This is a genomic window from Micromonospora sp. CP22 (assembly GCF_009712475.1).
Classification (GTDB): domain Bacteria; phylum Actinomycetota; class Actinomycetes; order Mycobacteriales; family Micromonosporaceae; genus Micromonospora.
Genome location: NZ_VCJO01000002.1, coordinates 338,842 through 352,052, shown reverse-complemented (window position 1 = coordinate 352,052; position 13,211 = coordinate 338,842). Strand labels below are relative to the sequence as shown.

Sequence of the window (13,211 nt, the reverse complement as noted above, 5' to 3'; positions counted from 1 at the left end):
CTGAGGCAGCAACATCGGCGATGTTGCTGCCTCGACACCCACTCGACCCAGCAACTTCCGAGAAGTTGTCCGGATCTTGCGGGGGGTCAGGCGCCCTTGGGGTGCCAGACGGTCTTCGTCTCCAGCAGGGCGGTCATGCGGGTCAGGCCGGGGTCGGCCGACCAGTCGTGATCCGTCGGCACCGGGCGGAGCACCCGCTTGAGGTTCTCCGCCGCCTTGACCTCGAGGTCGGCGGCGACCTCCGGGTCGGTCACCCCGGTCAGGTCGATGGCATTGACGTCCATGTGGGCGGCCAGCGTCGGCACGGTCTCCGACAGGCGACCGGTGAGGATGTTGACCACCCCGCCCGGCAGGTCCGAGGTGGCCAGCACCTCGGCCAGGGTCACCGCGGCCAAGGGTGCCGACGGAGAGGCGGCCACCACCACCGTGTTGCCGGTGACGATCGCCGGCGCGATCACGCTGACCAGCCCGAGCAGCGCCGGTGTCTCGGGGGCCACCACCGCCACCACGCCCGTCGGCTCGGGCGACGACAGGTTGAAGTACGGCCCGGCGACCGGGTTCGCGCCGCCGTACACCTGGGGGAGCTTGTCCGACCAGCCCGCGTACCAGACCCAGCGGTCGGTCGCCGCGTCCACCTCGTCGGCCGGTACGCCGAGCCCGACGAACTGCTCGCGTCGGCCTTCCAACATCTCCGCGACCCGGTAGAGGATCTGCCCACGGTTGTACGCGGTGGCCCCGGCCCAGCCCTTCACGGCCGCCCGGGCGGCCACCACGGCGTCCCGCGCGTCCTTGCGCGAGGCCAGCGACACGTTGGAGTCCTGCACGAGATACGACCGTCCCGACTCGCTGCGCGGGAACTTCCCGCCGATGAAGAGTTTGTACGTCTTGCGTACCGCGACGCGCTCAGACATTGAGGTACGCCTCCAGCCCGTGCCGGCCGCCCTCGCGACCGTAGCCCGACTCCTTGTAGCCGCCGAACGGCGAGGTCGGGTCGAACTTGTTGAACGTGTTGGCCCAGACCACACCGGCGCGCAGCCGGTCGGCCATCCACAGGATCCGGGAACCCTTCTCGGTCCAGATCCCGGCGGACAGCCCGTACGGCGTGTTGTTGGCCTTCTCCACCGCCTCGGCCGGGGTGCGGAAGGTCAGCACGGACAGCACCGGGCCGAAGATCTCCTCGCGGGCGATCCGGTGCGCCTGGGTGACCCCGGTGAAGATGGTCGGCGCGAACCAGAAGCCACGGTCGGGCAGTTCGCACGGCGGCGACCAGCGCTCGGCGCCCTCGGCCGACCCGGCGTCGGACAGCTCCTTGATCCGGGCCAGCTGGGCCGCCGAGTTGATCGCACCGATGTCGGTGTTCTTGTCCAGCGGGTCACCGACCCGCAGCTGGGCCATCCGCCGCTTGAGGGACTCCAGCACCCGGTCGGCGACGGACTCCTGGATCAGCAGTCGGGAACCGGCGCAGCAGACGTGCCCCTGGTTGAAGAAGATGCCGTTGACGATGCCCTCGACCGCCTGGTCGACCGGGGCGTCGTCGAACACGATGTTGGCGGCCTTGCCGCCGAGTTCCAGGGTGAGCTTCTTGCGGCTGCCGGCGACCGCTCGGGCGATGGCCCGGCCGACGTCGGTCGAGCCGGTGAAGGCGACCTTGTCCACGCCGTCGTGCTCGACCAGCGCCCGGCCGGTCTCACCGGCCCCGGTGACGATGTTGACCACACCGGCCGGCAGGTCGGCCTGCTGGCAGATCTCGGCGAAGAGCAGCGCGGTCAGCGGCGTGGTCTCGGCCGGCTTCAACACCACCGTGTTGCCGGCGGCCAGCGCCGGGGCGATCTTCCAGGCCAGCATCAGCAGCGGGAAGTTCCACGGGATGACCTGACCGGCGACGCCGATCGGCTTCGGGTCGGGGCCGAACCCCGCGTGCGGCAGCTTGTCGGCCCAACCGGCGTAGTAGAAGAAGTGCGCGGCGACCAGCGGCAGGTCGACGTCGCGGGACTCCTTGATCGGCTTGCCGTTGTCGAGGGACTCCAGCACGGCGAGTTCGCGCGAGCGCTCCTGGATGATCCGGGCGATGCGGAACAGGTACTTGGCCCGGTCCCGGCCGGGCATCGGACCCCAGACCTTCTCGTACGCCCGGCGGGCCGCCCGGACGGCGCGGTCCACGTCCTGCGCGCCACCCTCGGCGACCTCGGCCAGCACCTCCTCGGAGGCCGGGTTGATCGACTTGAAACCGGACCCGTCGGCCGGGTCGACGAACTTCCCGTCGATGAAGAGCCCGTACGAGGGCTTGAGGTCTACCACCGAGCGCGACTCGGGGGCGGGTGCGTATTCGAACATCGCGGTCAGTCCAGGGTGAAGTAGTCGGGGCCGGCGTACACGCCGGTCGTCAGCTTGGTGCGCTGCATGAGCAGGTCGTTCAGCAGGCTGGACGCGCCGAAGCGGAACCAGTCCGGGTGCAGCCAGTCCGGGCCGACGACCTCGTTGACCATGACCAGGTACTTGATCGCGTCCTTGGTGGTCCGGATGCCGCCGGCCGGCTTCACGCCGACCTGCCGCCCGGTGGCGGCCCGGAAGTCGCGTACCGCCTCCAACATCACCAGGGTCACCGGCAACGTGGCGGCGACCGGGACCTTGCCGGTGGAGGTCTTGATGAAGTCGCCGCCCGCGAGCATCGCCAACCAGGAGGCACGGCGGACGTTGTCGTAGGTGGCCAGCTCGCCGGTCTCCAGGATCACCTTGAGGTGCGCGTCCCCGCAGGCCTGCTTGGTGGCGACGATCTCGTCGTACACCTCCGAGTAGCGGCCGGCCAGGAAGGCGCCCCGGTTGATGACCATGTCGATCTCGTCGGCTCCCGCCTCGACGGCGGCGCGGGTGTCGGCGAGTTTGATCTCCAGCGGCGCCTGGCCCGACGGGAACGACGTGGCCACGCTGGCCAGGTGCACGGCGCTGCCACGCAACACGTCGGCCACGTGGGGGACCATCGAGGGGTAGACGCAGACCGCGCCGACGTGCGGGCAGGACGGGTCGGCCGGGTCGGGCCGCAGTGCCTTGGCGGCGAGCGCCCGCACCTTGCCCGGCGTGTCCGCGCCTTCCAACGTCGTCAGGTCGACCATGCTGATGGCGAGGTCGATCGCCTGGGCCTTGGCGGTGGTCTTGATGGATCGGGTGCCGAGTTGGGCTGCCCGCTGCTCCGCGCCGACCTGGTCCACGCCCGGTAGGCCGTGCAGGAAGGTCCGCAGAGCGGTTTCGGATCGTCCCAGCTCGGAGAGGTCCGAGCGGGCCGACGTCGCTGTCGCCGTCATGCCTGGAAGTCTACGCAGGTTCACGCCGCGTGATCTTGGTCACCGCAGGCTCGGGTGCTCAGGGGTGAACGACATCGCTGGTCGCGCCGGGGTCGGCAAGCTGCCACCCGGAGGCAGGTAGGTTGACCGATCGTGGACGTACTCGTCATTGACCACCCGCTCGCCCAGTCCAGGCTGACCGCCATGCGGGACGAACGCACCGATTCCTCCTCGTTCCGGGCCGCGCTGCACGAACTCACCACCATGCTGGTGTACGAGGCGGCGCGCTCCTTCCCAGTGGAGACGTACCCGGTGCAGACGCCGGTGACCGCCACCGACGGCACCCGGCTGGCCAACCCGCCGCTGCTGGTGCCGGTGCTGCGGGCGGGCCTCGGCATGGCCGACGCCGCGCTGGGGCTGCTGCCCGAGTCCTCGATGGGCTTCGTCGGGCTCGCCCGCGACGAGGAGACATTCGAGCCGCGCGCCTACATGGAGTCGCTGCCCCGGGACCTCTCCGGCCTGCCGGTGCTGGTCCTCGACCCGATGCTGGCTACCGGTGGCTCGCTGGAGCACTGCTGTCGGCTGCTCGCCGAGCGCGGCTGCACCGACATCACCGTGCTCTGCGTGCTCGCCGCACCGGCCGGCATCGAGCGGCTGGAGCGTTCCGGGCTGCCGCTGCGCCTGGTCACCGCCGCCATCGACGACGGCCTCAACGACAGCATGTTCATCGTGCCGGGCCTCGGTGACGCCGGTGACCGGCAGTTCGGCGGCATGCCCCGCTTCTGAGCGCGGTTTGTGCTGCGGGCGGTGGTGTCCAGCGGCTAGCGTCTCGGGCCATGACTGGTGTTCCGCTCGCCGAGGAACTACTCCTGCTCGCGTACGACGACGAGACCGGTAAGGCGACCCTGCCGCGGATCAGTCTCGACCTGGGGATGGCCGCCGCCGTCCTGATCGAGTTGGCCCTGGCGGGTCGGATCGCGTACGTCGACGGGGCCCTGCGGGCGGTGGATCCGACGCCGACCGGGGAGCCGGTCGTCGACGCGGTGCTGGCGAAGATCGCGGCGGACCCGCCACACAGCCCCTCGTCCTGGGTGCAGCGACTACGCCACGGCCTCCGCGACAGGATCCTCGGCGACCTCTGCGAGCAGGGTGTCGTCCGTGACGTCGACGAGACGGAGTTGGGCTTCATCCACGTGCACCGGTACCCGGTGGTGGACCCGTCGGTGGAGGAGGAGACCCGGCAGCGGCTCGCCGTGGCGCTCACCGGTGCCCCTCCGGACGAGCGCACCGCCGCTCTCGCGACCCTGGTCGCCGTGCTCCGGATGGAGTCGGCGCTCGGCGTCACCGGCGAGGACGCCGACGCCGCCCGCGACCGGCTGGAGGAGATCGCCAGCGGGGCCGGCTTCTCCGGCCAGGTCAGCCTGGACGACTCGGTGGTCCGTCCCTCGGTCGCCCTGGTGGTGGCCGCGCTGGGCCGCGCCGTCGAACACGCCCTGGGCCCCCGCCCCTGATCCACCCGCACCTCTGCTCCCGCCCCGTTGATCGGCTGGGCGGTGTTAGTAGGGGGCCCTTCCTATACCGCAGGCGTTAACAAGGTGCCCTTCCTTACATGCCGAGGGCGGCGGCGGTTTCGGTGCGGAGCGCCGAAACCGCCGCCGCCGCGCGGGTGCGGGCCGCGACGATGTCACCGTCGGCGACCGGCTCCACCACTTCGAGGTACGCCTTGAGCTTCGGTTCAGTGCCGGACGGCCGGATCACCACCCGTGCCGTCTCGGTACGCAGGATCACCACGTCCGCCTCGGGCAGCAGGTCCTGTGCCTCGGTGACCGGCTGACCGAGCAGGCTGCCCGGGGTGGCCGCGCGGATCCGGGCCATCGCGTCGGCGATCAGGCGCAGGTCGTCGACGCGTACCGAGAGCTGGTCGGTGTGGTGCACGCCGAACTCGGCGGCCAGCTCGTCCAGCCGGTCGGTGAGCGTGCGGCCCGCTGCCCTGAGGCCGGCGGCCAGCTCGGCCACGGTCAGCGCGGCGGTGATGCCGTCCTTGTCGCGTACGTGGTCCGGGGCGACGCAGTAGCCGAGCGCCTCCTCGTAGCCGAACACCAGCGGCGTGGATCCGTCCCCGGCCCGCACGATCCACTTGAACCCGGTGAGCGTCTCCCCGTACGGCAGGCCACGCGCGGCGCACATCGCCCGCAGCAGTGACGAGGAGACGATGGTGGTGGCGTAGAGGCCACGCACGCCGCGCCGCATCAGGTGGTCGGCGAGCAGCACACCCACCTCGTCCCCGCGCAGCATCCGCCAACCCGGACCGTCCTGCACCGCGACGGCACAGCGGTCGGCGTCGGGGTCGTTGGCGATGGCCAGGCCCGCTCCGGTGCGTTCGGCGAGCGCGACCAGCCGGTCCACCGCGCCCGGCTCCTCCGGGTTGGGGAAGCTGACCGTCGGGAAGTCCGGATCCGGTTCGGCCTGGTCGGGTACCACGCCGGGCACCGGAAAACCGGCGGCGGCGAAGGCGGCGGTCAGCACCGTCGCCCCGACGCCGTGCAGCGGGGTGTACGCCACGGTCAGGTCCCGGGGGCCACCCGGTGCCACCACTTCCTTCGCCCGGGTCACGTACGCGGCGACCAGATCGTCACCGAGCACCTGGCCGGCGGGGCCGAGCGGGACCTGCGCCAGCGGGCCGACCGCGCGGATGGCGGCCTCGATACCGGCGTCGGCCGGCGGCACGATCTGCGCCCCGGCGCCCAGCTCTCCGCCCAGCTCGGCACCGAGGTAGACCTTGTAGCCGTTGTCCTGCGGCGGGTTGTGACTGGCGGTCACCATCACCCCGGCCACGGCCGACAGGTGTCGCACCGCGTAGGCCAACACCGGGGTGGGCAGCGGGCGGGGCAGCAGCAGGGCAGGGCGTCCCGCCCCGGTGGCCACCTGGGCGGTGCGTTCGGCGAACTCGCGGGAGCCGCGCCGGGCGTCGTACCCGATCACCAGCGGGCCGGTGCCACCCTGGGCGGCGAGCCACGCGATCAGCCCGGCGGCGGCCTGGGTGACCACCGCGAGGTTCATGCCGTTGGGGCCGGCACGCAGCGGCCCGCGCAGCCCGGCGGTGCCGAAGGTCAGCGGCCCGGCGAACCGGTCCGCCAGCTCCGCCGCGCTCTCCGGCAGCCGGTCGAGCACCGCCCGCAGCTCCGCCCGGCTGGCCGGGTCAGGGTCGTCGGCGAGCCAGCGTTCGGCCCGCTCGCGGATGGTGTCAAGGTCAGTGTGCTCCGCCGCCATGCCTCTTGATAGCACGGCGGCGGATCACCACGGGCGTGCGCCCCGACTCAGCCGGCCGCCGTGAGCTGGAACGACTTGAGCATCTCCGCGTAGATCGGCTTGCTCTCCTCGAAGCGGGCGTCGGTCGAGGTCAGGTAGAACGAGTAGATCCGGCCGTCGTGGGCTACGCCGTGCCAGATGCCGTGCCGCATGGTGTCACCCTCGCCACAGGTGTACTCGAACTCGGCCGACGGCTTGCCGACCAGCTCCTTCTCGGCCATGGCGAGTTGGGTGTACGGCTTGGCGCACGACTTCGACTTGGTCCTGAGCCCGTTCTCCGCGATCTCCGCCCAGCGGCTCGACGTGCCGCTGAACGGCTCGTTGAGGATCCGCACCCGACGGCCGCTGTCCTCCGGGTCGGTGTAGTCGATGTAGACGGCACCGGCGGGCGCGGCCCGCTTCCAGCCCTTGGGCACCATCATCCGCACCCCGCGCGCCGAGTGCTCCTGCATCTCAAGGCTCGGCCCCTCCTCGGCCGAGTTGGACGGCTCGGCGATCGGTGGGGTGGGTGTCTCGTCGCCACCGCTGGCGAAGGCCACGATGCCGAGCAGCAGGAGCACCGCGAGGCCACCGGCCGCCGCGAGCTGGGCCTTGCGCGGCCAGCCCTTCACGGTGTCGATCGCCCGGACCCCGGCGGCCTTCGCCCGGTCGACCGGGCTGCCGCCGTTGGCGGCGGGGGTCGGGGTGCCGTACGGCTGGTGGGGTGCGGCCGGCCACTGGGCTCCGCCGTAACCGCCGCCGATCCGCTGCGTCGCCTCGGGCTGGGAGCCGTAGCCACCGAGCTGCTGAGTGGCGTCAGGGCTGGCACCGTAGCCGCCGACCCGCTGGGTGGCGTCGGGCTGGGAGCCGTAGCCGAACACCTCCGGTCCGACCCGTTGGGTGCTGTCCGCGTCGATGCGCTGCGTCGCCTCGGCGCCGCCGTAGGTGCGCCCTGCGGGCGGGGACGCCGCAGCGCCACGCGGTGCCGGTCGGGCCAGGGCGTCGGCGCTGGTGTCCTCCATCGCGGTGGCACCGGCGACAGCGGTCTGGCTGGGGCGCTCGCCTCGGCGTAGCGCGGCCAGCCGGTCGGTCAGCGACTCGCCGGGGCCGAGCATGGCCCGGCCGCCGATCTGGCCGGACGGGGTCGGCGCCGCCGGGGCAGCCGGCGCGCTGATCGGTGTGGGCTGTGGCACCGGCATCACGGAGTACTGGTCGGTCATCGAGTTGACCCCGGCAGAGCTGCTGCTCAGCGGGCCGGCCAGCAGCTCGCGCAGCATGGCGCGGGCGGTGTGCACGTCGAGTCGACGGGCCGGATCCTTCTCCAGCAGACCCATCAGCACGCGGGTGAGCGGGCCGCTGCGTTGTGGTGGGGCGGGCGGATCCTCGACCACGGCGTGCATGGTCTCGATCGGGTCGCCCCGGTCGAACGGCGGCCGGCCCTCCACGGCGGTGTACAGCGTCACGCCGAGGGAGAACAGGTCGCTGGGCGGGCCGAACTCCTGCCCCATGGCCCGCTCGGGCGAGATGAAGTGCGGTGAGCCCAGCACCATCCCGGGGGTGGTGAGCTGCACGTCGGTGGGCATCCGGGCGACCCCGAAGTCGGTCAGCACGCAGCGACCGTCCGAGCAGATCAGCACGTTGGCCGGCTTGACGTCGCGGTGAAGCACCCCGATCGCGTGCGCCACCTCAAGCGCGCCGAGCAGCGCAATGCCGATCTTGGCAACCACGCGCTGGGCGATCGGCCCGTCCTCGATGACCATGTCGGCGAGGCTGCGGGCGTCCAGCAGCTCCATCACGATCCACGGCCGACCGGCCTCGGTGACCACGTCGTACACCTGGACCACGGCAGGGTGGGCGATGGCGGCGGCGGCCCGGGCCTCACGCAGGGTGCGTTCGTACATCGCGTCGCGGTCGCTCGGTGCCAGGCCGGGAGGAAGGACGACCTCCTTGACCGCGACGTCGCGGCGCAGAAGTGTGTCTGTGGCCCGCCAGACCGTACCCATGCCGCCGTTGCCCACCGCGGAGCGCAGCGAGTACCGCTCACCGATGACGGTGCCGGGTGTCGCGCGTCCGTTGGTGGGAGTGCTGACTGGTCCGCCGCTCCACGTCGGGATCTGAGTCACAGAAAAGCCACCGGGGGAAGTCGAGAGGGCTGGGACACAACCCCCCTATCTTGCTGGTTCAGACGCCCGATGCGAAAGCCGGCGCGGCGGACGTTTCAGTTACTCGACGGTACGTGAGCGGACACTCACCTGTTGTCGCGGCAGGTGTGATGGTGTGCGCTATCCCTCACCCGACGCCTGGCCCGCGCGTCCTACCATCCGGTGATGAGCGAACGGCGGTCAAGCGAGTCCGGTTTCCCGATCAAGGGCGTCTACACGCCCGCCGATCTACCTGACGACCTGGACTCCCGGCTCGGCGCGCCGGGCGAGTTCCCGTACACCCGTGGGGTCTACCCCACCATGTACACCTCCCGTCCGTGGACCATGCGCCAGTACGCGGGCTTCGGTACCGCCACCGAGTCCAACGCGCGCTACCACCAGTTGTTGCGGGCCGGCACCATGGGCCTGTCGGTCGCCTTCGACCTGCCCACCCAGATGGGGTACGACTCCGACGACCCGATCGCGCACGGCGAGGTGGGCAAGGTCGGGGTGGCCATCGACTCCATCGAGGACATGCGGCTGCTGTTCGACGGCATCCCGCTGGACAAGGTCTCCACCTCGATGACGATCAACGCGCCCGGCTCGGTGCTGCTGCTGCTCTACCAACTCGTCGCCGAGGAGAACGGGGTGCCGGGTTCGGCGCTCAACGGCACCATCCAGAACGACATCCTCAAGGAGTACATCGCCCGGGGGACGTACATCTTCCCGCCGAAGCCCTCGCTGCGGCTGGTCGCCGACACCTTCGGCTACTGCCGTACCGAGGTGCCGAAGTGGAACACCATCTCCATCTCCGGCTACCACATGGCCGAGGCCGGCGCCTCGCCCGTGCAGGAGATCGCGTTCACGCTGGCCAACGGCGTGGAGTACGTCCGGGCGGCGATCGACGCCGGGCTGGCCGTGGACGACTTCGCCCCCCGCCTGTCGTTCTTCTTCGTCGCCCGCACCACCCTGCTCGAAGAGGTGGCGAAGTTCCGGGCGGCCCGGCGGATCTGGGCCCGCCTCATGCGCGACGAGTTCGGGGCGAAGAACCCGAAGTCGATGATGTTGCGCTTCCACACCCAGACCGCGGGTGTGCAGTTGACCGCCCAGCAGCCCGAGGTGAACCTGGTCCGGGTCGCCGTGCAGGGGCTCGGCGCGGTGCTCGGCGGCACCCAGTCGCTGCACACCAACAGCTTCGACGAGGCGATCGCGCTGCCCACCGAGAAGGCGGCCCGGCTGGCGCTGCGTACCCAGCAGGTGCTGGCGTACGAGACGGATCTCACCGCCACGGTCGACCCGTTCGCCGGCTCGTACGTGGTGGAGGCGATGACCGCCGAGATCGAGGCGGCGGCCGACGCGCTGATGGCCCGGGTCTTCGAGCACGGGTCGGCGGTGGACGCGATCGAGGCGGGCTTCCAGAAGCGCGAGATCGAGCAGTCCGCGTACCGGATCGCACAGGAGATCGACTCGGGTGAGCGGGTGGTGGTCGGGCTCAACCGGTTCACCATCGACGCCGAGGAGCCGTACGAGCCGCTGCGGGTCGACCCGGCGATCGAGGCGGCGCAGGCGGAGCGGCTGGCGAAGCTGCGGGCCGAGCGTGACTCGGCGGCGGTGGAACGGGCCCTGGCCGAGCTGCGGGAGACCGCCTCGGGCACCGGGAACGTGCTGCACCCGATGAAGACGGCACTGCGCGAGCGGGCCACCGTCGGCGAGGTGTGTGGGGCGTTGCGCGAGGTGTGGGGCCGCTACCAGCCCACCGACCGATTCTGACCTCGACCACCGATCGTTTCGCCCCCGCGAAGCGTCGGTGGTTGGGTGGTTCGTCGCTCAGCGTGTCGGATGGCCCGGTCCCGGGTACTCCTCCTCCGATGATCAGACGGACGCACATGGTGTGCGGTCGAAGGGCCTGTGCGCATGTGAACGTTCGCGGGTGCCCGTTGCCGGGAGTGGTCGGGTAATTGTCGTAACGTCAGTTCACTGGCGCGACTAATGCGACAATTCGGAACGAGGACGATAGTTCCGAAGAGATTCTCGGCACCGTAGGCGCGATTACGCGTTGTAGGAGGTGAGGGGTGGATGACGGCGTTCGACCGCGATCTACCTGCTGTACCGCTCACCTGCGGACGCTCTCAGCAGGGCATACGTGACGCTGCGCGGTCTGATCATCACCGGAACGAGGTTGCGCAGAGTCACCGTCGGGGGTCTACGCTGTCTGCTGTTCCCGATGATCCATCCATTTCTAGTGATCGAAGAGAATTCGACGTGACGAGTGCGTTGACGATGCCGTCCGGTCACCATCTGGCGCCGTCCTGGCCGGATGCGCCGACCGGTACCCAGCCCCTGCCCTTCGAGTTGGATCACCTGCTCGCCCTCCGGGTACCGGGACTGATCGCCACACGCCGTCACATTCACTCGCACCCGGAGCTGTCCGGCACGGAGTTCGAGACCGCCGCCCTGATCGCGCGGGAACTCTCCCTGGCCGGGTTGCAGCCGCGACTGCTGCCCAAGGGCAACGGGGTGATCTGCGACATCGACGGCCGACCGGACGGTCCCGTGATCGCGCTGCGCGCCGACATCGACGCGCTGCCGCTGACCGACGTCAAGGACGTGCCGTACCGCTCCACCGTCGACGGGGTCTGCCACGCCTGCGGGCACGACGTGCACACCACGATCATGTTGGGCGTCGGCATGTTGCTCGCGCAGCTGGCCGACCTGGGCGAGCTGCCCGGCCGGGTCCGGCTGATCTTCCAGCCCGCCGAGGAGATCCTGCCCTGCGGCTCGCTGGAGGTGATCGAGGCCGGCGGCCTCGACGACGTGGTGCAGATCTTCGCGCTGCACTGCGACCCGAACCTGCCGGTCGGTCGGGTGGGCCTGCGGGTCGGCCCGATCACCGCCGCCGCCGACAACGTCACCGTGCGGCTCACCGGGCCGGGCGGCCACACCGCCCGCCCGCACCTGACGGTGGACCTGGTCGACGCGCTCGGCCGGCTGATCACCGAGGTTCCGGCCCTGGTCAGCCGTCGGGTGCCGGCGAATAGCGGTCTGTTGCTGGTCTTCGGTCACGCCTCAGCCGGCACCCGGTACAACGTCATCCCGTCCGAGGCGTCCGCCTCCGGCACGCTGCGGGTGATGGACCGCGACGCCTGGGAACAGGCTCCCAAGATCGTGTCGCAGGTGGTCCGGGACGTGATCGCACCGACCGGTGCCACCGTCGACCTGGAGTACCTGCGTGGTCGTCCGCCGGTCTGCAACGACGCGCGGGCGATCGGGGTACTGAACGCGGCCACCGCCGCCGCGCTCGGCCCGGAGGGCGTCGCGGAGACCCCGCAGAGCATGGGCGGTGAGGACTTCTCCTGGTACCTGGAGTACGTCCCCGGCGCTCTCGCCCGACTCGGGGTCGGCCGCTCCGGGCCGAACGTCGACCTGCACCGGGCGTCGTTCGATGTGGACGAACGAGCCATCCCGGTGGGCGTACGAGTCATGGTGCAGACCGCGCTCCAGGCACTGACGGCGGCACGCTGACACTCGGCGGTGGTGGCGCGCCGACCGGTGCCGTCGGTCGGTTCCGGCGGCGGCGACGGACCAGCCACCACAGCGCAGCCACCGGCACGCCGAGGACCAGCAGCCACGGCAGGATCGCCCCGAGCACGGTGAGCAGGACGTTCATCGAGGCCAGGAAGACCTTCCAGCCGCCCTTGAGCCCGACCAGGAAACCGGTCTGGTTGTCCTCCTCGTCGCTGATGGTGACACCCGGACCCACCAGGGTCACGGTGATGGTGGACAACGCGGTCAGGTCGGCGAGCCGCCGCTTCTTCGCCTCCAGCGAGGCGAGGTCGGCCTCCCGCCGGCCCAGTTCGTTCTCGATGGCGACCAGGTCACTGATCGAGTCGGCCTGGGCGAGCAGCCGTCGCGCGCTCTCCACCCGGGCCCGCTGGGTGGTGATCCGGGCGTCGAGGTCGACGGTCTCCTCGGTGACGTCCTGCGTGCTGATCTCCCGGCGTTCCTGACGGCCGAGACCGGCCAGCTCCTCCACCACCGCGTGGAACCGCGGCGCCGGTACCCGCAGTTCGAGATCGGCGACCGCGTCGTCGTCGGAGCTGCGGCGTTGGTCCCCGCCGACGAAACCGCCGGCCCGGGTGGCCGCGGCGGCGGCATCCCGTGCGGCGGCATCCACATCGTCCACCTGCACCCGGATGGATCCGGTGTAGATGATGGCCCGCTGGTCGACCCGGGTGTCCGTCGCCGCACCGGCACCGCCTTGCGCGTCGGCCAGGGCGCCGCCGCCCTCCTGCGCGGCGGCACCCTCCCGCGCCACCGCGGGCGCCTCGGCCGCCGCGTGGTCGGACCCGGAGTCGCTGCCGCCGCCGCTGCCGCAACCGGCGAGCATCAGCAGCGCGGCAAGTATCGCCACCGCCGTGGTCCCACGGCGGTGGGTTCTGCCCATTCTCATCCCCGTTCCCCTTTCGACTGCCCGAGTGGGCAATGGCTCGGACGTCGCACACCA

Annotated in this window: 10 protein-coding genes; 4 read left to right on the top strand and 6 right to left on the bottom strand. The window is 71.1% G+C overall.

The window, feature by feature from the left end; translation table 11 throughout:
* Positions 1-86 precede the first annotated feature (86 nt).
* The 3 genes from FF096_RS04955 to deoC are packed head-to-tail and all read right to left on the bottom strand — an operon-like array spanning position 87 to position 3,299.
* Positions 87-911, bottom strand: coding sequence for an aldehyde dehydrogenase family protein (locus tag FF096_RS04955; protein WP_155215162.1), 825 nt, complete (start codon positions 909-911; stop codon positions 87-89).
* Positions 904-2,334, bottom strand: coding sequence for an aldehyde dehydrogenase family protein (locus tag FF096_RS04950; RefSeq protein WP_155215161.1), 1,431 nt, complete (start codon positions 2,332-2,334; stop codon positions 904-906). The genes FF096_RS04955 and FF096_RS04950 overlap by 8 nt, the downstream gene beginning before the upstream one ends.
* 5 nt (positions 2,335-2,339) lie before the next feature.
* A complete protein-coding gene (gene deoC, locus FF096_RS04945; RefSeq protein WP_155215160.1) occupies positions 2,340-3,299 on the bottom strand; it encodes a deoxyribose-phosphate aldolase in 960 nt (319 codons plus the stop codon).
* 132 nt (positions 3,300-3,431) lie between these two features.
* Here deoC and upp point away from each other — a divergent pair, with 132 nt between their 5' ends.
* Positions 3,432-4,064, top strand: coding sequence for a uracil phosphoribosyltransferase (upp, locus tag FF096_RS04940; RefSeq protein WP_309222702.1), 633 nt, complete (start codon positions 3,432-3,434; stop codon positions 4,062-4,064).
* 50 nt (positions 4,065-4,114) lie between these two features.
* The gene (locus FF096_RS04935; RefSeq protein ID WP_155215159.1) at positions 4,115-4,789 is read left to right on the top strand and encodes a GPP34 family phosphoprotein; all 675 of its coding nucleotides are present in this window, start codon (positions 4,115-4,117) and stop codon (positions 4,787-4,789) included.
* Positions 4,790-4,883: 94 nt separating this feature from the next.
* Here FF096_RS04935 and FF096_RS04930 read toward each other — a convergent pair whose 3' ends face one another.
* Both FF096_RS04930 and FF096_RS04925 read right to left on the bottom strand, forming a co-directional pair.
* Entirely contained in the window at positions 4,884-6,548 is a 1,665-nt protein-coding gene (locus FF096_RS04930; RefSeq protein ID WP_155215158.1) for a phospho-sugar mutase, read from the bottom strand.
* A gap of 47 nt (positions 6,549-6,595) precedes the next feature.
* Entirely contained in the window at positions 6,596-8,689 is a 2,094-nt protein-coding gene (locus tag FF096_RS04925; RefSeq protein WP_309222701.1) for a serine/threonine-protein kinase, read from the bottom strand.
* 204 nt (positions 8,690-8,893) lie between these two features.
* On the opposite strand from FF096_RS04925, the gene FF096_RS04920 reads away from it, so the two are divergent.
* Together FF096_RS04920 and FF096_RS04915 are read left to right on the top strand one after the other, a co-directional pair.
* On the top strand, positions 8,894-10,477 hold the full coding sequence (locus FF096_RS04920; RefSeq protein ID WP_155215157.1) for a methylmalonyl-CoA mutase: 1,584 nt from the start codon (positions 8,894-8,896) through the stop codon (positions 10,475-10,477).
* A gap of 492 nt (positions 10,478-10,969) precedes the next feature.
* Positions 10,970-12,229 (top strand): amidohydrolase, encoded by a 1,260-nt coding sequence (locus FF096_RS04915; RefSeq protein WP_309222700.1) that lies wholly within the window; start codon positions 10,970-10,972, stop codon positions 12,227-12,229.
* On the opposite strand, the gene FF096_RS04910 is transcribed toward FF096_RS04915, so the two are convergent.
* A complete protein-coding gene (locus FF096_RS04910) occupies positions 12,186-13,157 on the bottom strand; it encodes a DUF4349 domain-containing protein (protein ID WP_155215156.1) in 972 nt (323 codons plus the stop codon). The two genes, FF096_RS04915 and FF096_RS04910, sit on opposite strands and share 44 nt — an antisense overlap.
* Positions 13,158-13,211 lie beyond the last annotated feature (54 nt).